Source organism: Pseudomonas simiae (genome assembly GCF_000934565.1).
GTDB lineage: Bacteria > Pseudomonadota > Gammaproteobacteria > Pseudomonadales > Pseudomonadaceae > Aquipseudomonas > Aquipseudomonas simiae.
The window spans coordinates 2702734-2724800 of the sequence record NZ_CP010896.1 but is presented as its reverse complement, the minus strand read 5'-3'; the positions used below and the strand labels follow the sequence as shown (position 1 = coordinate 2724800).

General features: G+C 61.2%; 16 protein-coding genes. 7 read left to right on the top strand and 9 right to left on the bottom strand.

What is annotated here, in order from left to right; genetic code table 11:
* Positions 1–28: 28 nt before the first annotated feature.
* On the bottom strand, positions 29–2011 hold the full coding sequence (locus PF1751_RS12230; protein WP_010210725.1) for an alpha-1,4-glucan--maltose-1-phosphate maltosyltransferase: 1983 nt from the start codon (positions 2009–2011) through the stop codon (positions 29–31).
* 204 nt (positions 2012–2215) lie between these two features.
* On the opposite strand from PF1751_RS12230, the gene PF1751_RS29240 reads away from it, so the two are divergent.
* Complete coding sequence (locus PF1751_RS29240; protein WP_010210726.1) at positions 2216–2392, top strand: hypothetical protein; 177 nt, start codon at positions 2216–2218, stop codon at positions 2390–2392.
* Here the strand turns inward: PF1751_RS29240 and PF1751_RS12225 are convergent.
* Positions 2370–2861, bottom strand: a complete 492-nt coding sequence (locus tag PF1751_RS12225) for an MgtC/SapB family protein (RefSeq protein ID WP_010210730.1) — start codon at positions 2859–2861, stop codon at positions 2370–2372. The genes PF1751_RS29240 and PF1751_RS12225 overlap by 23 nt on opposite strands.
* Before the next feature lie 120 nt (positions 2862–2981).
* On the opposite strand from PF1751_RS12225, the gene PF1751_RS12220 reads away from it, so the two are divergent.
* The 4 genes from PF1751_RS12220 to PF1751_RS12205 all read left to right on the top strand — a co-directional run bounded on the left by PF1751_RS12220 (position 2982) and on the right by PF1751_RS12205 (position 6557).
* A complete protein-coding gene (locus PF1751_RS12220) occupies positions 2982–3221 on the top strand; it encodes a DUF3203 family protein (protein WP_010210735.1) in 240 nt (79 codons plus the stop codon).
* A 184-nt stretch (positions 3222–3405) separates the two neighbouring features.
* Entirely contained in the window at positions 3406–4815 is a 1410-nt protein-coding gene (gene ccoG / locus PF1751_RS12215; RefSeq protein ID WP_010210738.1) for a cytochrome c oxidase accessory protein CcoG, read from the top strand.
* A gap of 51 nt (positions 4816–4866) precedes the next feature.
* A complete protein-coding gene (mapR, locus tag PF1751_RS12210) occupies positions 4867–6276 on the top strand; it encodes a GntR family transcriptional regulator MpaR (protein WP_010210739.1) in 1410 nt (469 codons plus the stop codon).
* An 83-nt stretch (positions 6277–6359) separates the two neighbouring features.
* Positions 6360–6557 carry a hypothetical protein gene (locus tag PF1751_RS12205; protein ID WP_010210740.1) on the top strand — a complete coding sequence of 66 codons (198 nt, stop codon included), beginning with the start codon at positions 6360–6362 and terminating at the stop codon, positions 6555–6557.
* Positions 6558–6568: 11 nt separating this feature from the next.
* Here the strand turns inward: PF1751_RS12205 and PF1751_RS12200 are convergent, their stop codons facing one another.
* From PF1751_RS12200 to tpx, 7 genes are all read right to left on the bottom strand, one after another.
* Entirely contained in the window at positions 6569–7315 is a 747-nt protein-coding gene (locus tag PF1751_RS12200; RefSeq protein ID WP_044287062.1) for an SDR family oxidoreductase, read from the bottom strand.
* Positions 7316–7369: 54 nt separating this feature from the next.
* Positions 7370–9466, bottom strand: a complete 2097-nt coding sequence (locus tag PF1751_RS12195; RefSeq protein WP_021491761.1) for a putative bifunctional diguanylate cyclase/phosphodiesterase — start codon at positions 9464–9466, stop codon at positions 7370–7372.
* Positions 9467–9745: 279 nt separating this feature from the next.
* Positions 9746–11155 (bottom strand): efflux transporter outer membrane subunit, encoded by a 1410-nt coding sequence (locus tag PF1751_RS12190; protein ID WP_226994555.1) that lies wholly within the window; start codon positions 11153–11155, stop codon positions 9746–9748.
* A gap of 134 nt (positions 11156–11289) precedes the next feature.
* A complete protein-coding gene (locus PF1751_RS12185; protein WP_021491763.1) occupies positions 11290–14397 on the bottom strand; it encodes an efflux RND transporter permease subunit in 3108 nt (1035 codons plus the stop codon).
* Positions 14394–17495: an MdtB/MuxB family multidrug efflux RND transporter permease subunit gene (locus PF1751_RS12180; protein ID WP_021491764.1), complete on the bottom strand. Its 3102-nt coding sequence runs from the start codon at positions 17493–17495 to the stop codon at positions 14394–14396. The genes PF1751_RS12185 and PF1751_RS12180 overlap by 4 nt, the downstream gene beginning before the upstream one ends.
* Positions 17492–18793 (bottom strand): MdtA/MuxA family multidrug efflux RND transporter periplasmic adaptor subunit, encoded by a 1302-nt coding sequence (locus PF1751_RS12175; RefSeq protein WP_010210748.1) that lies wholly within the window; start codon positions 18791–18793, stop codon positions 17492–17494. The genes PF1751_RS12180 and PF1751_RS12175 overlap by 4 nt, the downstream gene beginning before the upstream one ends.
* Positions 18794–19025: 232 nt before the next feature.
* The gene (gene tpx, locus PF1751_RS12170; protein WP_010210749.1) at positions 19026–19526 is read right to left on the bottom strand and encodes a thiol peroxidase; all 501 of its coding nucleotides are present in this window, start codon (positions 19524–19526) and stop codon (positions 19026–19028) included.
* Between the two features lie 158 nt (positions 19527–19684).
* On the opposite strand from tpx, the gene PF1751_RS12165 reads away from it, so the two are divergent.
* Together PF1751_RS12165 and PF1751_RS12160 are read left to right on the top strand one after the other, a co-directional pair.
* Complete coding sequence (locus PF1751_RS12165) at positions 19685–20974, top strand: glycosyltransferase (protein WP_042571564.1); 1290 nt, start codon at positions 19685–19687, stop codon at positions 20972–20974.
* Positions 20975–21046: 72 nt separating this feature from the next.
* On the top strand, positions 21047–21994 hold the full coding sequence (locus PF1751_RS12160; protein ID WP_021491766.1) for an AraC family transcriptional regulator: 948 nt from the start codon (positions 21047–21049) through the stop codon (positions 21992–21994).
* Positions 21995–22067 lie beyond the last annotated feature (73 nt).

Here is a 22067-nt window from a genome sequence, read left to right as displayed (position 1 = left end):
GCAAGCCCGCTCCCACCGGGGATCTCCATCAGGCTGGGGAATGGCTGATACGCCAGATTCCAAAGGGCATCTGTGGGTCCAGTCGCGTCCACTGGTTCTTGCCATACCAGGTCCAGCGATGGCCGTTCATCAAGTCTTCGCCCTGGGTCTGGGCGTCGTCCGGCAGGCCCAACTCCCATAGCGGCAACTCGAAATGGGCTTCCTGGGCGTTGAATGGGTCAAGGTTCACGGCCACCAGGATGAAGTTGCTGCCATCCTCGCTGCGCTTGCCGAAATACAGGATGTTGTCGTTCCAGGCGTTGTAGAGCTTGAGCCCCAGGTGCGTCTGCAGCGCCGGGTTCTGCCGGCGGATGCGGTTGAGCTGGGCGATCTCGGCGATGATATTGCCGGGCGCCGTGTAGTCCCGTGGGCGGATTTCGTATTTCTCCGAGTCCAGGTATTCCTCTTTACCCGGCACCGGGGCCGATTCGCACAATTCGAAACCTGAATACATGCCCCAGAGCCCTGAGCCCATGGTGGCCAGTGCCGCACGGATCAAGAAGCCGGCACGGCCGGATTCGTGCAGGAAGGCAGGGTTGATGTCCGGCGTATTGACGAAGAAATTCGGCCGGTAGCACTCGCGCCACGGTGATTCGTTCAGCTGCGTCAGGTATTCGCTCAACTCGGCCTTGGTGTTACGCCAGGTGAAATAGGTGTAGCTCTGGGAATAGCCGACCTTACCCAGGCGCGCCATCATCGCCGGGGTGGTGAAGGCTTCGGCGAGAAAAATCACCTCGGGGTACTTGGACCGGACATCGCTGATCAGCCATTGCCAGAACGGCAGCGGCTTGGTGTGGGGGTTGTCGACGCGAAAGGTCTTCACGCCCTCTTCCACCCAGCCCACCACGATGTCGCGCAGTTCCGTCCACAGGCTCGGGATGGCATCTGCGGCATAAAAGTCGACGTTGACGATGTCCTGATACTTCTTCGGTGGGTTCTCCGCGTATTTGATCGTGCCGTCCGGGCGCCAGTTGAACCAGCCGGGATGGGCCTTGAGCCATGGATGGTCCTGGGAACACTGGATCGCGAAGTCCAGGGCGATCTCCAACCCATGCTCGGCGGCCGCCTGGACCAGGCGACGGAAGTCATCGCGACTGCCCAGTTGCGGATGGATGGCTTCATGGCCACCCTCCTCGCTGCCAATCGCATAAGGGCTGCCCGGATCGTCCGGGCCGGCGGTCAGCGAGTTGTTCTTGCCCTTGCGGTGGCTACGCCCGATCGGGTGGATCGGCGGGAAGTACAGCACGTCGAAGCCCATGTCATGGATCATCGACAGCCGCGAGTGCACGTCATTAAAGGTGCCGTGACGCGCAGGATCGTCAGTGATCGAGCGTGGAAACAGCTCATACCAGCTGGCAAACAGCGCCGCCTCACGCTCCACATCAATCGGGTAAACCGTGCTGATGCTCAAATAGGCGCGATGATCGGCCTGGGTCATCAGGTGTGCACTGTCTTCGTGCAGGAACTGCGCGACCTGCTCGGTTTCCAGCAGCCCGGAGAGTTCATGGTGCAGCAACATCAGGCGATCGCGCAGCTCATTGTCACTGCGCTCGGCAGCTTGCAGCACCAGGCTGCGGCCTTCCTGCAACTCCAGGCTGACCGGCACGCCGGCCTCATGTTTCTTGCGTAGCTCATAGCAAAAGCTGGCGAAGGTATCGATCCAGGCTTCGATGCAGTATTCGTGAGGGCCTTGCTGGGTCACGGTAAACGTGCCCTCCCAGCCGTTGTTGCCCACGTCGGTCATGACCACGCTGTGCCAGCTTTCATCCTGCAGCGGGCGCCAGCGGATCAGCACGGCGAGCTTGTCATGGCCGTCGGCGAACACTTTGCTGGTGACATTGACCTGTTGGCCGACCACGGCCTTCACGGCAAATTCGCCGCCATCAATCACGGGGGTGGTGCTTTCGATCGCAATCCTGGGCAGCAACAGTGCCTGGGACAGTGGTAACAAAGATTCTATTTCAGCAGTCATCGAGCATCTTCCCCTTACGCCCTGTGGACGCTCTTTGCTTGATCCGAATTCTGAGGCGGCCGCGCTCTTCCTGAGCATGACCGTAATAGGTCCGAGCCTGGGCTCCGGTTAAAAGTTCAGCTGGATATGCCGCCATCGGGCGGGGAATCAATTCGCCCCGGCGGCTGTCCACCGATAGAGCAAAGCACAAAGGAGGCCACACCGATGAATATCCCGATCCCGGCAGAAACGCCGGACCCGAATATCGACAAACCGACCCTGCCGCCCACCGAACCGCAGCCCATTCCGGAAAAAGAACCGCCCGAAAATGAGCCACCGCCGGTGGAGGAACCCCCTACGACCATGCCGCCAGTGATCGTCAGTCCTTCTCGAAACGCTTGACGATCTTCGGCATCACGCTGAACACCACCAAGGCCAGTAACGTACTGAGTACCGCTGTCGATTCCCGGCCCAATCCGGCCGAGACCCCGATCGCAGCGGTCATCCACAAACCGGCTGCGGTGGTCAGGCCTTTGACATGGCCCTCTTCATCATCCTTGCCCTTGATGATCGTGCCCGCGCCCAGGAAGCCGATCCCCGCAATCACACCCTGCACCACCCGGCTCATGGCATCCGCCTGGTTGCCGGACATTTGCGGCACCATCACAAACAAAGCCGCGCCCAACGCCACCAGCATGTGGGTGCGCACCCCGGCGGCCTTGCCCTTGCTCTCTCGCTCAAAGCCAAGAATGCCGCCCAGGGTCGCCGCGATCAGCAGGCGCACGGTGATCTGGGTGAGCTGCTTGGCGTCGCCAATGTCGGCGAATTCAGCCTGCAGGGTTTGCCACACTTCAAGCCACCAAGCGTCCATCGAAGCTGTCCTTTGTCATGGTTGGTAAAGGATGGACAGCGGTGACCGCCAGTCAGTTGCCTGGAACCCCCACACATTGCTGCCCCCTAATCCTCATAGCCCATGAATAAGGAGAACGGCATGCCCATTCGTATCGAAAACCACCTGTGCTACTTCATGCTCGATGACAACGGCCAGGAACAGAGCGTGCCGGCGACTCGGGTCAATATTGTTACCGACCTCGACAAATCCATGTCCTACGTGGAATTGGCCGCCGAACGGATCTACATCACTGAAGCGGAGGCCGATGCCCTGACCGTGGCCGGCGCCCATGACGGACGTCAGCACGTGAAGGCAGAAGAACCTGGTTCGCTGATTTAATTGATCTGTGTCAGCGCATTCAAAATAACGCTGCACCCCTGACGCCACGGGGTGCAGCACATTGTCGCAGCGATCTTCCCGCGCACCCTCTGATCCGCTTTTTATCGCCATACCTGAGTCTGTTATGCAAACAGCGTCACGCGCATAGTTCATCCGCCTGATGGAGGCTGATGAGCGAATGACCATGAGCGAACACATCCCAACCGTGGAAATCTTTGAGCCCACACACCCAAAGAAGGTGAAGGCCAAATCCAGTGACAACCTGATTCATACCCGCAGTTTCACCGGGCTGTTCCGTACCTTGCGCGTGAGCGGTGCGGGCTTCCTGTTCCTGGCCTTTTTCGGCACCGTGTGGCTGAACTGGGACGATCGGCAGGCGGTGCTGTGGGACCTGGCTGAAAGCAAATTTCACATCTTTGGAGCGACGTTCTGGCCGCAGGACTTCATCCTGCTGTCGGCGCTGCTGATCATCTGCGCCTTCGGCCTGTTTGCGATCACGGTGTTCGCCGGTCGCGTCTGGTGCGGCTACACCTGCCCGCAAAGCTCGTTCACCTGGCTGTTCATGTGGTGCGAAAAAGTCACCGAAGGCGAGCGCAACCAGCGCATCAAGCTGCAAGCCGCACCCTGGAGCCTGAACAAATTGGCGCGACGCTCGGCCAAGCACACGTTATGGCTGGGCATCAGCGTGCTGACCGGTCTGACGTTTGTCGGCTATTTCACGCCGATCCGCCCCTTGGCGGCCGAACTACTGACCTGGCAGATGGGCGGCGTCAGCCTGTTCTGGGTGCTGTTCTTTACCGGCGCCACCTACATCAATGCCGGCTGGCTGCGTGAAGCGGTGTGCATGCACATGTGCCCGTATGCGCGGTTCCAGAGCGTAATGTTCGACAAAGACACACTGACCATTTCCTATGACGTGGCACGCGGCGAACAGCGTGGCCCGCGCAAACGTGAGGTCAAACCCGCCGACGTCGGCCTGGGCGACTGCATCGACTGCCAGCTGTGCGTGCAGGTCTGCCCCACTGGCATCGACATCCGCGACGGCCTGCAAATGGAGTGCATCGGCTGCGCGGCGTGCATCGACGCCTGCGATTCGATCATGGACAAAATGGGCTACCCGCGCGGCCTGGTGAGCTACACCAGCGAACATCAACTGCAAGGCGGCAAGACGCACCTGCTAAGGCCGCGTCTGATCGGCTACAGTGCCGTGCTGCTGGTGATGATTGCGGCGCTGGTGGTGGCGTTGGTGGAGCGGCCAATGGTGTCGCTGGACGTGACCAAGGACCGGGGCATGTTCCGCGAGAACGCCCAGGGTTTGATCGAAAACATCTACAGCCTCAAGGTGATCAACAAGACGCAGCAGCGCCAGGACTATCGCTTGGAGCTGGTGGACGCCGAGGGCTTCCAGTTGCAAGGCAAGACCGAGATCAGCCTGGCGCCGGGGGAAATCAGCGATGTACCCGTGTCGGTGGCGTTGCTGGCAGACAAACCTGCGAGCAGTTCGCAGACCTTGCGCTTCAAGGTGACGGATGTGGATGAACCATGGATCTACAGCGCTGCCGACAGCCGTTTTGTCGCACCGCTGAACCGCTGAACCCTCGCAACCTGTAGAAGCCGGCTCCTACCGTAAATCTTTTGGATATTCATGAAACGCTACGAAAAATTCGCCGACGACATTGCAGAACTGATCCGCTCCGGCGTGCTGGGCCCCGGCCAGCGAGTGCCCTCGGTGCGCTATGCCAGTCAGACCTACGGCATCAGCCCGTCCACGGTGTTCCAGGCTTACTACCTGCTGGAGCGCCGTGGCCTGATCCGCGCGCGGCCACGCTCCGGGTATTTCGTCAATACCCATGCCCCCAGCCCGTTTTCCGAGCCGGTGGTGAGTGAGCAGGTGCATGAGTCCACCGAAGTGGATGTGAGCGAACTGGTGTTCTCGGTACTCGATTCGATCAAGGACCCGAACACCGTACCGTTCGGCTCGGCGTTCCCCAGCCCTATGCTGTTTCCACTGCCGCGCCTGGCGCGCTCCCTGGCCAGCGCCAGCCGTGAGATGGACCCGCGCCTGGTGGTCACCGACATGTCGCCGGGCAACCCGCAACTGCGCCGGCAGATTGCCCTGCGCTACATGGTCGGCGGGTTGATGCTACCGATGGAAGAGCTGCTGATCACCAACGGCGCGTTGGAGGCTTTGAACCTGTGCCTGCAAGCCGTCACGGAACCCGGTGACCTGGTGGCCATCGAAGCCCCGGCGTTCTACGCCTGCCTGCAAGTGTTGGAGCGTTTGAAACTCAAGGCAGTGGAAATCCCCGTGCACCCGCGCGATGGCATTGACCTCAACGCGCTCGCGCAAACCCTGGAGCGCTACCCGATCAAGGCCTGCTGGACCATGACCAGCTTCCAGAACCCCATGGGCGCAACCCTGCCGGAAGCCAAGAAGCAGGCACTGGTGGAGCTGTTACGCGGCCATCAAGTGCCCTTGATCGAAGACGATGTGTACGCCGAACTGTATTACGGCCAACAGGCGCCGAAACCCGCCAAGGCGTTCGACACCGAAGGCCTGGTGATGCATTGCGGCTCTTTCGCCAAGAGCCTGGCCCCCGGCTATCGCGTGGGTTGGGTGGCCGCCGGGCGCTTCGCGCAAAAGGTTGAGCGCTTGAAGTTGATGACCTCGCTTTGCCCTTCGATGCCCGCCCAGGCGGCGATTGCCGATTACTTGCAGCACGGCGGTTATGACCGGCACCTGCGCAAATTGCGCTATGCCCTGGAGGAACAGCAAAGCGCCATGCTGACGGCCATCGCCCGCTACTTCCCGGCGCAGACGCGCGTCAGCCAACCCGCCGGCGGGTATTTCCTGTGGCTGGAGCTGCCGGAGCAGACGGATTCGTTAAAGTTGTTCCAGATGGCCTTGGCGCAAGGCATCAGCATTGCGCCGGGGCCGATCTTCTCGGCGACCCAGCGCTTCAGGAACTGCATTCGCCTGAATTACGGCAGTCCGTGGACCGAGGCATCGGAGGAAGCCATGGAAACATTGGGGCGTATTATCCGATCGTTTTGAGCAGGAACCCCACTCCACAAGAGGCCACACAAGAACGCGCACGCAACAGCTACGCGAAATGCACGCGCCAATGGGGCGCCCTGTTGGCGATCGACCTGGACAAGGTATTGCGATTTCTCGATAACGCAGACGATCGTTACTTGAACGCCAGCCATCGCCGTAATGGACAGATAGACGGCTCGGCCAGCAACGGTTCCAGCATCCTGGACAATTCCGAAGCCAGCCTGCTCCAGGCTTTTTCCCGCAAGGGTTACGACGTGCTGCACCATCTACAGACGTAAGCAGCAGGTGCTTAACGACCACCGCCCAAATCGAGGAACGTCCCGGTGGCATAAGACGCCTTATCCGAGAGCAACCAGATAATCGCTTCCGCCACTTCATCCGGGCGCCCGCCCCGGGCCATGGGAATACCGGATTCCAACTTGCTGACCCGGTCGGGGTCGCCGCTCAGGGCATGGAAGTCGGTGAAGATGTAGCCAGGCCGCACGGCGTTGACACGAATACCCTCACCCGCCACCTCTTTGGACAAGCCCAGGGTGAAGGTGTCGAGTGCGCCTTTGGAGGCCGCGTAGTCGACGTATTCACCCGGCGAACCCAAGCGAGCCGCCACTGACGACACGTTGACGATGCTACCACCCTGCCCGCCATGCTTGGGCGACATGCGCAGCACCGCATGCTTGGCACAGAGGATCGGGCCGAGCACGTTGGTCTTCATGACTTTCAGGATGCGGAATTCGGACATCTCATCCACGCGGGATTTATGCCCCACCGTGCCGGCATTGTTGACCAATGCGGTCACGCGGCCCAACTCGGCGTCCACCCGATGGAACAGCGCGATCACTTCATCCTCGATGCTCACATCCGCGCGCACGGCAATGGCCTGGGCACCCAGCGCACGCACCTGTTCGAGCACACGATGGGCTGCGTCTTCGTCGGACTGGTAGTTGATGCAGATGCGATAGCCCTGGCGGGCGGCCAGCAAGGCCGTCTCGGCGCCAATCCCACGGCTGCCTCCGGTGATGATGACGACTTTGTCCATGGGTGCGGTCTCCTGATTCAACCTGATGCTAAGGGTTGGATCCAAGAATAACCGTCACGCACGGCTTTTGTCAGGCGCTACCGCCTCTTCGGCGCGCTGGATGTCCGTCATGAACCCCTCCGCCGGCAACGGATGGCCCAGCAGATACCCCTGCAGGGAGTTGCACCCCAGCCGGGTGAGGAAACTCTGCTGCACATCGGTTTCCACGCCTTCGGCGACAATGCGCAGCCCCAGGGCCTGGCCGAGGGCGACAATGGCGGAAACGATGGCGGCGTCGTCGCTGTCGTGTTCCAGATCGCGTACAAACCCCCGGTCGATCTTCAGCTCGTTGGCCGGCAGGCGCTTGAGGTACATCAGGCTGGAATAACCGGTGCCGAAGTCGTCGATGGACAAATCGACGCCCATGTCCGACAGCTGCTGCAACACGGTCATGCTCGCATCGGCGTCGCTCATGGCAGTGGTTTCGGTGATTTCCAGGGTCAGGTTATTGGCCGGCAACTGGTGCCGCTCCAGGGCGTCGGCCACGCTCTTGACCAACCCGGCGTGGCAGAACTGCAACGCCGACAGGTTCACGGCAATACGCCAGTCTTCGTAGCCCTGGGCGTACCACAGGCTCATCTGGCGACAGGCCTCGTTGAGCACCCATTCACCGATCGGAATGATCAGGCCGGTCTTTTCCGCCAGCTCGATAAACATCGCCGGCAGCAGTAGCCCTTGTTGCGGATGCTCCCAGCGCAGCAGGGCCTCGGCCCCCACCGGGATACCGCTGACCGCGTCGCACTTGGGCTGGTAGTACAAGCGGAATTGCTCCTGCTCCACCGCATTGCGCAGGTCCTGCAGCAGTTGCAATTGCTTGCGTGCATTGGTGTTCATCGAGGCATCAAAGAAGCTGTAGCCGTTCTTGCCCATGCCTTTGGCGTGGTACATCGCGGCGTCGGCGTTCATCAGCAATTCCTGGGGGTTGTGGCCGTTGCCCGGGAACATGGCGATGCCCACGCTGGCAGAGATCTTAAGCTCATGCTCGGCCACCTGGAACGCTCGGTTGATCAGGATCACTTGGCGCTCGGCAAGGCCAAGGGCATCGTCCGGCTGAGTCAGTTGCACCAGCAACACGAACTCATCGCCGCCAATGCGCGCCAAGGTGTCCTGACTGCGCAAGTCTTCGCGCAGGCGCAGGCCGACCTCACGCAACAATTGGTCACCCATGTGATGGCCAAACGCATCGTTGACCGGTTTGAAGCCGTCGAGGTCGATAAACATCAGCGCGAAGCAACCGCCCTGCTCTTTCACGACCTGCATGGCCTGTTGAATGCGATCGGCCAACAAGGTGCGATTGGGCAAACCCGTGAGCATGTCGTGCAGGGCCAGGTGGGTCAGTTCCTGGTTGGCCAGGGTCAGGGAATCGGCCAGCACTGCAGTACGCGCTTCCAGGCGTGCATCGAGCAACGAGGTGAGCAAGGCGATGGCCAGCACGGCCAGGGTGGTCACCAGCACCAGGTTGTCCAGCCCCTTGCCGCTCAAGCCGTTCAGTGCAGCACCGCAAACGCTGTCATCGGCGAAACGTGCCGCGGCCATCCCCGTGTAATGCATGCCGACGATGGCAAAGCCCATCACCACCGCGGCGCCCCCACGCGCAAGGCGCACATACGGCGCGTTACGACGCAAGTTATGGGCGATCCACAGCGCAGCGCCAGACGCCGCGACGGCGATCAACAACGAAGCGCCAAACAGAGTGGGGTCATAGTCAATGCCCGGCGTCATGCGCATCGCGGCCATGCCGGTGTAATGCATACACGCAATGCCGGTGCCCATGACCAGCGCGCCAAACGCCAGTTGCCAGGCAGGTAAACGCGGCTGACTGATCAGCCACAAGGCAAAGCCGCTCGACAACACCGCGATCAACAACGACAGCGCCGTGATCCCCAGGTCGAAGCCCAAGGCAAACGGCAAGCGCAACGCCAGCATGCCGATAAAGTGCATCGACCAGACCCCTACGCCCATCGCGATGGCGCCGCCGGTTATCCATAAATAGACAGCGCGGCCATTGGCGGTGGCGATGCGTCCGGACAGGTCCAGCGCGGTGTAGGAAGCCAGGATCGCCACGAACAGCGAGATCACGACCAGGGAGGGTGAATAACTACCGATGAGCATGGGACTTCTCGTGCACAACGGGACTAAGACGCCCGTACCAGGTGGCAAAGCGGGCGATTGTAGCGAGAATAATTATTGAACAGTTGATTAATTATCAGAGCGCCATTAGTGGCATTTTGACGTCAATCATATGGCTCAACAGCTACTCGAACCCGAGGGTCAGTTGCGGCCGAATGTGGGAGCGGGCTTGCTCGCGAAGGCAGTGAATCAGTCAAATGTTCAGTGACTGACACTCCGCATTCGCGAGCAAGCCCGCTCCCACAATGGCTCGGTTTATGTTTATTTTTTGTCCGCGATCGGTGTCTGCCCGTCCCAACCGCCGCCCAATGCGGCGATCAATTGCACGCTGGCAACCAGGCGCGTCTGCAGCAAGGTCAGCACCGTGCGTTCGTTGCTCAAGGCCGTGGCTTGCACGGTGACTACGTCCAGGTAGGCAATCAGGCCGGCCTTGTACTGATTCTGGGTCAGGCGCAGCGATTCACGTGCGGCCTCCAGCGCTTCGTTGCTGACCACCGCCTCGTCTTCCAGCACCTTGAGCTGCACCATGTAGTTTTCCACTTCGCGGAAACCATCCAGCACGGTCTGGCGGTACTTGGCCACCGTCTCATCATAGGAGGCCACGGTACGGTCGACTTCCGCCGAACGCTGGCCACCGTCAAACAGGGTCATGGCGAGTTTCGGCCCCACCGACCAGAAGCGATTCGGCAGGCTGATCCAGTCGGCGTAGGTACTGCTGGAGTAGCCGCCGGCCAAGCTCAGGCTCAGGTCCGGGTAGTAGGCCGCCTTGGCGACACCGATATTGGCGTTGGCGGCGATCACCGAGCGTTCGGCCGAGGCGATGTCCGGACGGCGCTCCAGCAGTTGAGACGGCAGGCTCACCGGAATCTGCGGCAGTGCCGGGATGTCCTTGCTCACCGCCAGGTTGAAGTTGGCCGGAGCCTCGCCGATCAACACGGCAATCGCGTTTTCCAATTGGGCACGCTGCCAGATCAGGTCGATCAGGCTGGCCTGGGTGGTCTTGAGCTGGGTTTGTGCCTGGGCCACCGCGTCCTTGCCGGAGACCCCGGCACGGTACTGGTTTTCAGTCATTTGCAGGGAGCGTTGATAGGTCTCCAGCGTGGCTTGCAGCAAGCGCGTCTGTTCATCCATGACGCGCAGTTGCAGGTAACTTTGCACCAGTTCCGATTGCTGGCTCAGGCGCATCGCCGCCAGGTCCGCCGAGCTGGCTTCGGCGCTGGCTTCGTTGGCTTCCAGGCCGCGACGCAATTTGCCCCAGATATCCGCTTCCCAGCTCACGCCCAACTGGGCATTGAGGGTGTCGCGAATGCCGCTGCTGGAACTGCTCAGGCTCGCGTTGCTGCTGCCGGTGCCCTGACTGGCGCGGGTTTTCCCCACGCTAAGGTCAACGGTGGGGTAAAAAGCGCCACGGGAACTGCGCGCCAGCGCCTGGGCCTGGCGGAAGCGCGCCTCGGCCTGGGCCACGGTCTGGTTGGCCGTGTTCAGGCGCATCACCAAGTCGTTGAGCTGGCGGTCGCCGTACAGTTCCCACCAGGCGCCACGGGCCAGGGAGTCACTAGGGGTAGCCTGACGCCAGCCCTGGGCTTCCTTGAACTGCGCCGGTTCCACGACTTCCGGGCGCTGGTAGTCGGGGCCAATAGCGCAAGCACTGAGCAACAACGCCAATCCCATTGTAGGAGCGAGCTTGCTCGCGAAGGTCGTCAACGAAAACGCGCACAGCCTGAAAGTACGCGGTAACGGTGAGTTTTTCGCCAGCAAGCCGGCGCCTACAGGGGACTGCGGTGCATTGGCGTTGATTGAATCGGTCATAGCGCAGTGTCCAGGGCAGCATCGGTACGCACGCCGCGCCAGGCGTTGAAGCGATGGCGCGCGCGGTCGAGATAGAGGTAAACCACCGGGGTGGTGTAGAGGGTCAGGATCTGGCTGAACACCAGGCCGCCGATAATGGTCAGGCCCAAGGGGCGACGCATTTCCGCGCCATCGCCCGCGCCCAGCAGCAACGGCAACGCACCGAGGATGGCTGCCAGAGTGGTCATCAGGATCGGCCGCAAACGCAGCAGGCAGGCACTGCGAATCGACTCCAGCGGGCTCATGCCGTCGTGGCGCTCCAACTGCAAGGCCAGGTCGATCATCAGGATCGCGTTTTTCTTCACCACGCCGATCAGCAGGAACAGCCCCAGCAGGGAGATCAGACTGAACTCGCCACCGGTCAGGTAAATCGCGAGCATCGCGCCGACGCCGGCTGACGGCAAGGTCGAAAGAATCGTCAGCGGGTGAATGTAGCTCTCATACAGAATACCCAGCACCAGGTACACCGCCACCAACGCCCCCAGGATCATGAACGGCTGGCCCTTCTGCGTGGCCGCGAAGGCATCGGCGGTGCCGGCCATCTTGGCGATCACGTCTTCCGGCAACCCGACCTTGGCAATCGCCCGCTCGATGGCGGCCGTACCCTGCTCCACCGTCACCCCGGGGGCCATGTCAAAGGCGATGTTTTCCGAGGCGAACTGGCCTTCGTGGCTGACGCGATCGTCGGCCAGGCTGTTCTCATAGTGGGCAATGGTCGATAACGGCACCCGCGCGCCATCGGCAGTGATCACCTGCATCTGATTAAGTGTGATCGGGTCCTGGGCGTATCTAGGATTGACCTCCATCACCACCTGGTACTGGTTGAGGCTGTCGTAGATGGTGGAAATCTGCCGCTGGCTGTAGGCGTTGTTGAGCACCGCCGTGACCATGTCCATGTCGATACCCAGGCGCTTGGCCTGGTCACGGTCGACAATCAGCGTGACCTGCGCCGCACCCCGGCCTTCGCGGGCGTCGATGGCGGTGAGTTCCGGCAGCTCGCGCAAGGCGGCCACCACTTTCGGGTACCACAGCCGCAGTGCCGCCAAGTCGCCGCTTTGCAGGATGTAGGAATACTGGGCGCTGGTCTGGTCGCGGCTACCGCCGAATTGCAGGTCCTGGTCGGCCATCAGGAACAGCCGCCCGCCCGGCACCAGCGGCACGTCCTTGCGCAGGCGCTCGATCACCGCCTGGGCGGAAATCTTGCGCTCGCTGATGGGCTTCAGACGCACCAGCATCACCGCATTGTTGGTGCCGTTGTTGCCGCCGATGAAGCCGGCCACGCTGAGCACCGCCGGGTCCTTGAGCACCGCCTTGCGGAAGGTTTCCATTTTCGGCTGCATCACGCTGAACGACAGCCCATCGTCGCCGCGCACAAAACCGATCAACTGGCCGGTGTCCTGCTGCGGCATGAAGGTTTTCGGCACCACCACGTACAGCGCCACATTCAGGCCGATGGTCAGCAACAGGCTGAGCAGGGTCAGGCGACGATGGCGCAGCACCCAGTCCAGGCTGGTGGCGTAGCCTGCGACCATGCGGTCGTTGATCTTCTGGCTCCAGCGCTGCAAACCGGTCATCTGGCCTTTGACATGGGGCTTGAGCCAGCGTGCGCAGAGCATGGGGGTCAGGGTCAGCGAGACGATCAGCGACACAATGATCGCCGCCGACAAGGTGATGGAAAACTCGCGAAACAGGTTGGTGACGATCCCGCCCATAAACAGGATGGACAGGAACACCGCCACCAGCGACACGTTCATCGACAGCAAGGTAAAGCCGACTTCCTGGGCCCCCAGGTACGCGGCCTTCATCGGCGGCACACCCTCGTCGATATGCCGGGAAATGTTCTCCAGCACCACGATGGCATCGTCCACCACCAGGCCGGTGGCCAGGATCAACGCCATCAACGAAAAGTTGTTCAACGAAAAACCGTACAGGTACATCACCGCAAAGGTACCCACCAGCGACACCGGCACCGCCAAGGTAGGAATCAGCGAGGCGCGGAAGTTACCCAGGAACAGGTACACCACCAGGATCACCAGCCCGACGGCAATCAGCAAGGTCATTTCGGCTTCGTGCAACGTGGCGGTGATCACCGGCGAACGGTCCATCGCCAGGCTCAGCTTGACGCTGGACGGCAACACCGCCTGCAACGCCGGCAATTGCGCCTTGATCTGCCTGACCGTCTCGATGATGTTGGCCCCAGACTGGCGATTGATCACCAGCAGCACCGCCGGTTCGTTGTTGAAGAAGCCGCTGTTGTAGCGGTCTTCAACGCCGTCGCTGATCTTGGCCACATCGCCAAGGCGCAACGCCGCGCCATTCTGGTAGCGAATCAGCAGCGGCTCGTAGTCCTTGGCCTTTTCCAACTGGTCGTTGGCCTGGATCTGCCAGTTGCGCTGGCTGTCCTCCAAGGAGCCTTTGGGCCGGCGCTGATTGGCGTTGGCGATGGTGTTGCGCACGTCGTCGAGGGCCACGCCGTACTGGTCGAGGGCCTTGGGCTCCAGCTCGATGCGCACTGCCGGCAACGAACTGCCGCCGATCTGCACTTCGCCCACACCGGGCACCTGGGACAGGCTTTGCGAAAGGATGGTCGAGGCCAGGTCGTACAGCTGGCCCTTCTGCAGCACGTCCGAGGTCAGCGACAGCACCATGATCGGCGCCTGGGACGGGTTGATCTTTTTGTAGGTCGGCATGCTGCGCATACCGCTGGGCAGCAGGTTGCGCGAGGCGTTGATTGCCGCCTGCACTTCCCGCGCTGCACCGTTGATATCACGGTCGGAGTCAAATGCGAGGATTACCCGAGTAGAGCCCTGGCTCGACGAGCTGCTCATGGTGGTAATGCCGGCAATCGAGCCAAACGAGCGCTCCAGCGGCGTGGCCACGGTAGACGCCATCACCTCAGGGCTCGCGCCGGGCAAACTCGCCGATACAACGATTACCGGAAAGTCGATCTGCGGCAGCGGCGACACCGGCAGCAGGTTGAAGCTGACACCGCCCAGCAACATGATCGCCAGGCTCAGCAGCATGGTCGCTACCGGCCGACGAATGAAAGGTCCGGACAGGTTCATGACTCAACCGGCTCCAGGCTTTGCGGCTCTTTACGCCAGCGACGGCCAAGGCGATCGAAGTACAGGTAGATCACCGGCGTGGTGAACAGAGTCAGCACCTGGCTGACCAGCAGACCACCGACCATCACCAAGCCCAAGGGTTGACGCAATTCGGCACCGGATCCCGTGGCGAGCATCAACGGCACCGCGCCAAACAGCGCAGCCAGTGTGGTCATCAGGATCGGCCGAAAGCGCAGCAGTGCCGCCTGGTAGATCGCGGTCTGCGGGTCGAGGCCCTGGTTGCGTTCGGCGTCGAGGGCAAAGTCGATCATCATGATCGCGTTCTTCTTGACGATACCGATCAGCAAGATAATGCCGATGATCGCGATCATGCCCAGGTCATTGCCACTGAGCAGCAACGCCAGCAAGGCGCCCACGGCCGCCGACGGCAAGGTCGAGAGAATGGTGATCGGATGGATATAGCTCTCGTAGAGCACGCCCAACACGATGTACATGGTGACCACCGCCGCCAGGATCAACAACAAGGTACTCGACAACGAGGCTTCGAAGGCCTGGGCCGCGCCCTGGAACTGGGTCTGCACGCCCACCGGCATGCCAATGTCTTTCTGGGTCTGGTTGATCAGTTCCACCCCTTTGCCCAGCGCAACGCCGGGGGCCAGGTTGAACGACATCATCACTGCCGGGAACTGGCCGATATGCGCTATCGCCAATTGGGCCTGACGCTGTTCCACATGGGCCAGGCTGGACAGGCGCACCTGGCCACCATCGGTGGTTTTCACATGGATCTGGTTCAGCGCCTCCGGCCCCAGGGTTTCGCCGGACTGGGCCTGCAATACCACACGGTACTGGCTGGCCTGGGTGTAGATGGTGGAAATCTGCCGCTGGCCGAACGCGTCATACAATGCGTCGGTGATGGTCGACACGCTGACGCCCAGGCGCGAAGCCGCATCGCGGTCGATCACCAGGTACACCTGCAAACCCTTGTCCTGCAGGTCGCTGGCAACGTCGGTGAGTTCGGGCAACTGGCTCAACGCGTGCACCAGCTTGTCGCTCCACAACGCCAGCAACTCGGCATCGGGTGAGGACATGCTGAACTGGTACTGGGTGCGGCTGACGCGGTCTTCAATGGTCAGGTCCTGCACCGGCTGCATGAACAGGCGGATACCCACCAGCTTATCGATTTCCGGCTGCAAACGCGTGATCACCTGGGCAGCGCTCAAATCGCGCTGGCCGTGGGCCTTGAGGTTGATCAGCAGGCGCCCGCTGTTGAGGGTCGCGTTATCGCCGTCCACGCCAATGTAGGAAGACAGGCTTTCCACTGCCGGATCGGCCAGGATGATCTTGGCCAATTCCTGCTGGCGCTGGCTCATAGCGGCGAAGGAAATTGACTGCGGCGCTTCGGAAATACCCTGGATCACCCCGGTGTCCTGCACCGGAAAGAAGCCCTTGGGCACCACCAGGTACAGCACCACGGTCAGGCCCAGGGTGGCGATGGCGACCAGCAGGGTCAGCGGCTGGTGCTTGAGCACCCACTGCAACATGCTGCCGTAACGCGCGATCAACCAATCGATCCAGGCGCCGCTGGCCTTGTAGAAACGGCTTTGTTCTTCTTCCTTGGGTTCGCGCTTGAGCAAGCGTGCGCACATCATTGGCGTGAGGGTCAGCGACACCACCAGGGAAATCAGGATCGCCACCGCGAGGGTGATGGCGAACTCACGGAACAAGCGCCCCACCACGTCAGCCATGAACAGCAGGGGAATCAGCACCGCGATCAGCGACAGGGTCAGGGAAATCAGGGTGAAGCCGATCTGCTTGGCGCCCTTGAGTGCGGCGGCCAGCGGGGTCTCGCCTTCTTCGATGTAACGGGAAATGTTCTCCAGCATCACGATGGCATCGTCCACCACAAACCCGGTGGCGATGGTCAATGCCATCAGCGTCAGGTTGTTGATGGAGAACCCCGCCAGGTACATCACGCCAAAGGTGCCCACCAGGGACAGCGGTACGGCAATGGACGGAATGAGCGTGGCGCTGACCCGGCGCAGGAACAGGAAGGTCACCATCACCACCAGGGCAATGGCGATGAGCAATTCATGCTGTACGTCTTTTACCGAGGCGCGGATGGTCTGGGTGCGGTCGGTGAGCACCGTCACATCGAGGCCGGCCGGCAGGTTGTCGGTGATGCTCGGCAGCAGCGCCTTGATGCGGTCCACCACCTCGATCACGTTGGCCCCTGGCTGGCGCTGGATATTCAGCAGCACGGCCTGGTTTTGGTTGGCCCAGGCGGCGAGGCGTTCGTTTTCGGCGCCGTCGACGATCTGCGCCACGTCCTTGAGGCGCAGCGGCGCGCCATTGTTGTAGGCGAGGATCAGTTCGGCGTATTGCTGGGGCGAGACCAACTGGTCGTTGGCGTCGAGCATCGACACCCGCGTTGGGCCGTCGAAGTTACCCTTGGGCTGATTGACGTTGGACGCCGCGATCAGCGTGCGCACGTCCGACAGGTTCAAGCCATTGGCTGCCAGGGCTTCGGGGTTGACCTTGATGCGCACGGCCTGGCGCTGGCCGCCGGCGATGCTGACCATGCCGACGCCGCTGATCTGCGCAATTTTCTGCGCCATGCGCGTGTCGACCAGGTCATTGAGCTTGGGCAGCAGCATGGTCTTGGAAGTGATCGCAAGGGTCAGCACCGGGGTATCCGCCGGGTTGACCTTGTTGTACACCGGCGGCGCCGGCAAGTCCTTGGGCAGCAGGTTGGTGGCAGCGTTGATCGCGGCCTGCACTTGTTGCTCGGCGACATCCATATTGATGTCGAGGTTGAAACGCAGGGTCAGCACCGACGCACCGCCGGAGCTGGTGGAGGCCATCTGCGTGAGGCCCGGCATTTGCCCGAACTGGCGTTCCAGCGGCGCGGTGACCGCACTCGTCATCACGTCCGGGCTCGCGCCGGGGTACAGGGTCATCACCCGGATGGTCGGGTAATCCACCTGGGGCAAGGCCGACACCGGCAGCAAGCGGTACGCGATGATGCCGGCCAGAACAATGGCCAGCATGCTCAGCGTGGTGGCGACCGGGCGAAGGATAAACAGCCGCGACAGGTTCATGAACCGACCTTTTGCGCCTTGCCGGCGGTGGTGCCGGTCTCCCCTTTCGCCGCTGGCTTGCCTTGCAGGTGTTCGGTCGGGGTGGTCGGCACTTCGCTGCTGTCGTTCACCACTTCGATCTCGCTGCCGTCCTTGAGGCGGTCGGTACCTTCCAGGACCACGCGGTCGCCGGCTTTGAGGCCTTCTTTGATCACGGTGTTGTCGCCGTCGGTATCACCCACCACCAGGGGCTGCACCTTGACCTTCTTGTCACCGTCGAGCACGTAGACGAAGGTACCGGTGTTGCCGAACTGGATCGCCGCCGACGGCGCCAGCACTACGTTGTGCAAGGTATCGGCCAGCAGGTGCACATTGACGAACTGATTGGGGAACAGCGCCTGGTCCTTGTTATCGAAGCGTGCCTTGAATTTCAGGGTACCGGTGGTCACGTCGATCTGGTTGTCCAGGCTTTGCAGCACACCCACGGCCTGTTGCTTCACATCACCACGGTCCCAGGCTTCCACCGGCAGCTTGTTGCCGGCGTGGTAGCGGGTGAGCACGGTTTCCAGGGTGTTTTCCGGCAGCGTGAAGGCCACGCTGATCGGCTGGGTCTGGGTGATCACGGCCAGGAACGTGGTGTCGTTGGCCGCCACCAGGTTGCCGACGTCCACTTGACGCAGGCCGACACGGCCGCTTATGGGCGCGCGGATCTTGGTGAATTCGAGGTTGAGCTTGGCGTCATCCACCGCACCCTGGTTGGTCTTGACCGTACCCTGGTATTGCAAAACCAGCGCTTCAGCGGTGTCCAGGGTCTGCTTGGCAATACTGTCCTGGGCATACAGGTCGCGGTAACGTTGCACGTCGACCTGGGCGTTTTTCAACTGGGCCTGATTCTGCATCAGCGTGCCCTGGGCCTGGAGCAAGGCGTTCTGGTAGCTGCGCGGGTCGATCTCGGCGAGCAGATCCCCAGCCTTGACCATTTGCCCTTCTTCAAAGGCGATCTTCACCAGCTCGCCGCCCACCCGGCTGCGCACATTGATGGTGTTGAGTGCGGTGACCGTGCCCAACGCCTTGTAGTACACCGGAAACTCGCCCAGCACCGCAGGCGCCACACGCACTGGCACCGGGCCGGTGGATCCACCGAAGCCTGGGCGCATCATCCCCGTTTTGCCGGCATGCCCCGCGGGCTTCTCGGCGCCGTCTTTATGGCTGCCGGGCCAGAATTTCCAGCACAGGCCGGCGATAACCAGCAACACAAGCAGGCCGAACAGCCAGCGGCGGGACTTACGGGGGGAGGATTGCATGGAGTGATCAACCATTGGGCGCGAGAGCTTCTTCTTGGGGAGGCTGAAAGATAAGCACTGGGGCGCATTTAGAAAAGCGCCTTTACCGGCTATTTACCTTGGGCTTACAACTTTTAACTTATGCGACTTAGTCCTACGGCGGTTTCGCTAAGCATCTGAGCTACAAATAAAAACGGCCTGGACTAGGCCAGGCCGCAATCTTGCATCACGCGTGTTACTGCAAAACGACAGTAACGTACCGAAACAGTTACTTCAAAACAGCCAGGGCTGCTTCGTAGTTAGGCTCTTGGCCGATTTCAGGCACCAGTTCGCTGTGCAGCACGTTGTTGTTTTCGTCCAGCACCACCACGGCGCGGGCGGTTAGGCCTTGCAGCGGGCCGTCAGCCAGCGAAACGCCGTAGTCCACTGCGAAGTCGGCGTTGCGGAAGTCCGACAGGCTCAGCACATTGTCCAGGCCTTCAGTGCCGCAGAAACGCTTCTGGGCAAACGGCAGGTCAGAGGAAATGCACAGCACGACCGTGTTGCTCAGGTCGTTGGCCTGGGCGTTGAACTTGCGCACCGAAGTGGCGCAGGTCGGGGTGTCAACGCTTGGGAAGATGTTCAGGACCTTACGCTTGCCGGCGAAGGTTTCCAGGGACGCTTGCGACAGGTCGACAGCAACAAGGCTGAACTCAGGAGCGGTGGAACCGGTTTTCGGCAATTCGCCTTCAACCTGGACAGGGTTACCACGAAGGGTGACTTGAGCCATGAACGGAATCCTTATGCTGATGTGGGTTTAACGAATTCGAGAGGTCGAAGTTAACCACAAACTACGGCGTCTACCTACCGCCAGCGATAAATTGTCATGCCTTCGGTTATGGTTTAATTGCGCGCTTTGCGCCCAGCCCTTCAAGGAAAACGATGTCGATGAATGCCCCTGCCACCAAAGTCCTGGTCATTGGATACGTCTGGCCGGAACCCCGCTCCTCGGCCGCAGGCGGGCATATGATGCAGATCCTTGAAAGCTTTCTTGCACAAGGTTGGGACATCACCTTCAGCAGCCCAGCGACGATTGGCGAACACAAGGCCGATTTGCCTGCCCTGGGTATCGCCGAGTGCGCCATCGAGCTCAATAACAGCAGTTTCGATGATTTTATCCGCGATCTGGCCCCGGATATCGTGTTGTTCGACCGTTTCATGATGGAAGAACAGTTCGGCTGGCGCGTCGAGAAATGCTGCCCAAGCGCCCTGCGCGTGCTGGAAACCTCCGACTTGCAGAGCCTGCGCGACGCACGTCACCAGCGGTTCAAGGATCACTTGAAGGCGCACCCCGACAGCGACGACTTCAGTGCCTTGTTCTCCCCGGCACTGCAGGCAGAGTTCACACTGATGGCCGATACCGACCTGGCCAAGCGCGAGATCGCGGCCATCTACCGTTGCGACATCAGCCTGATGATTTCCGACGTGGAAATCCGCCTGCTCACCGAGCACTTCAAGGTGCCACCCGCCCTGCTCCACTGGTGCCCGCTGATGGTGGAGCCGCCGACCGAAGCCTTCGCGCCGTTTGAAGACCGCGCGCACTTTCTCAGCATCGGCAACTTCCGCCACGCGCCCAACTGGGATGCGGTGCTCTGGATGAAAAACAGCCTGTGGCCGCTGATCCGCCAGCAGTTGCCGGGGGCGCAGTTGCACATCTATGGCGCCTACACCCCGCCCAAAGCCACCGCCTTGCATAACCCGACGCAGGGTTTTCATGTCATGAACTGGGCCGAAGATGCCTTGCAGGTGATGACCGCCGCGCGTATCTGCCTGGCGCCCCTGCGCTTCGGCGCCGGCATCAAGGGCAAACTGGCGGACGCGATGCTCTGCGGCACGCCGAACGTCACCACGCCTATCGGCGCCGAGGCCATGGGTGATGAACAGCCGTGGCCGGGCATGATCGAACACAGCGCACCTGCCTTGGCGGCGGCTGCCGTGGCGCTCTACCAGAACCGCGAACGCTGGACCCTGGCCCAAGAAAATGGCCGCCAACTGCTCGCCCGCCGCTATGACCAGGCCATGCATGGCCCGGCGCTGGTGGCCTGCCTGGAACAGTGCCGCAGCCATCTGAATGCCCATCGCCGGGACAACTTCACCGGCAGCATGCTGCGCCATCACGCCCATAAAAGTACGCAATACATGTCCCAGTGGATCGAGGCGAAAAACCGCATCGTATAAACACGAGTGCTGGCGAGGTCGCGTGCGAGGGGGCATTATCCAAGGCAGCAACCACAATAAAGCGACGGCAGCATGACCCGAGCAACGCGAATCACCGACCCTTCCTACGAGCTGATGGACGACCACAACGGCCTGTCCATCATCTATCGCCAGCACGGCTTCCCCTGCCCGCTGGTGCGCTGGCACTTCCACAAGGAATACGAGCTGCACCTGATCGTCGCCAGCTCCGGCAAGGTGTTCATCGGCGACTACATCGGTAACTTCTACCCGGAAAGCCTGTTTCTCACCGGTCCCAACCTGCCCCACAACTGGATCAGCCAAGTGGAGGAAGACGAGGTGGTGCCCAAACGCGACATGCTGGTGAATTTCACCGATGAGCTGTTTGAAGGTGGCAGCCAGATCTTCGCCGAACTCAAGACCCTGGCGCCGCTGCTGGAGCGTGCGCAGTACGGTATCGAGTTTCGCTGCAAACGCACGATTAACCAGGCAATGACCTTGATGCAACGCATCGAGGACGCCCAGGGCATGGCGCGCCTGGGGCACTTCTTTATCCTGCTGGAAGCCTTGAGTGCGTGTGAGGACTACCAGTTGCTGTCGGGTGCCACCACGCCGCAGCTGGCCGACGAGCACAGCATCGACCGCACCAACCGCGCGGTGGACTACATTTTCGCCCATTACGCCCGTGAGTTGCCGCTGGAGGAAGTGGCGGAATATCTAGGAATGAAACCCACCTATTTCTCCCGGGTATTCAAACAGGCCACCGGGCGCACGTTTATCGAATTTGTGAACCGGTTGCGCATCAGCAAATCATGCGAATTGCTGGCAGACGGCGACAAGGCCGTGACCGATGTGTGCTTCGAGTCGGGCTTCAATAACATCTCCAACTTCAACCGGCGCTTTCAGCAACTCAAGGGCATGACACCCTCCCACTACCGACGCCTGGCAGTGCAACGGCTCACCGAAGAAAACCGCGGCCAGCACCTTACGACACCAGCAAACGGCTACAGATCAGGGCCTTAAACCGTGGCCTTCACGCAATGGAACCTTACGAAGTGCCAAGCCACTTAGTGAACACACGCCCAACGCTTCTTTT

Excerpts from the sequence above, each read along its gene's own strand:
- ccoG (WP_010210738.1), top strand. The coding sequence starts at position 3,406 with ATGAGCGAACACATCCCAACCGTGGAAATCTTTGAGCCCACACACCCA.
- PF1751_RS12160 (WP_021491766.1), top strand. The coding sequence starts at position 21,047 with ATGACCCGAGCAACGCGAATCACCGACCCTTCCTACGAGCTGATGGAC.
- tpx (WP_010210749.1), bottom strand. The coding sequence starts at position 19,526 with ATGGCTCAAGTCACCCTTCGTGGTAACCCTGTCCAGGTTGAAGGCGAA.
- PF1751_RS12185 (WP_021491763.1), bottom strand. The coding sequence starts at position 14,397 with ATGAACCTGTCCGGACCTTTCATTCGTCGGCCGGTAGCGACCATGCTG.
- PF1751_RS12225 (WP_010210730.1), bottom strand. The coding sequence starts at position 2,861 with ATGGACGCTTGGTGGCTTGAAGTGTGGCAAACCCTGCAGGCTGAATTC.
- PF1751_RS12230 (WP_010210725.1), bottom strand. The coding sequence starts at position 2,011 with ATGACTGCTGAAATAGAATCTTTGTTACCACTGTCCCAGGCACTGTTG.
- mapR (WP_010210739.1), top strand. The coding sequence starts at position 4,867 with ATGAAACGCTACGAAAAATTCGCCGACGACATTGCAGAACTGATCCGC.
- PF1751_RS12175 (WP_010210748.1), bottom strand. The coding sequence starts at position 18,793 with ATGGTTGATCACTCCATGCAATCCTCCCCCCGTAAGTCCCGCCGCTGG.
- PF1751_RS12190 (WP_226994555.1), bottom strand. The coding sequence starts at position 11,155 with ATGGGATTGGCGTTGTTGCTCAGTGCTTGCGCTATTGGCCCCGACTAC.
- PF1751_RS29240 (WP_010210726.1), top strand. The coding sequence starts at position 2,216 with ATGAATATCCCGATCCCGGCAGAAACGCCGGACCCGAATATCGACAAA.
- PF1751_RS12220 (WP_010210735.1), top strand. The coding sequence starts at position 2,982 with ATGCCCATTCGTATCGAAAACCACCTGTGCTACTTCATGCTCGATGAC.
- PF1751_RS12165 (WP_042571564.1), top strand. The coding sequence starts at position 19,685 with ATGAATGCCCCTGCCACCAAAGTCCTGGTCATTGGATACGTCTGGCCG.
- PF1751_RS12200 (WP_044287062.1), bottom strand. The coding sequence starts at position 7,315 with ATGGACAAAGTCGTCATCATCACCGGAGGCAGCCGTGGGATTGGCGCC.
- PF1751_RS12180 (WP_021491764.1), bottom strand. The coding sequence starts at position 17,495 with ATGAACCTGTCGCGGCTGTTTATCCTTCGCCCGGTCGCCACCACGCTG.
- PF1751_RS12195 (WP_021491761.1), bottom strand. The coding sequence starts at position 9,466 with ATGCTCATCGGTAGTTATTCACCCTCCCTGGTCGTGATCTCGCTGTTC.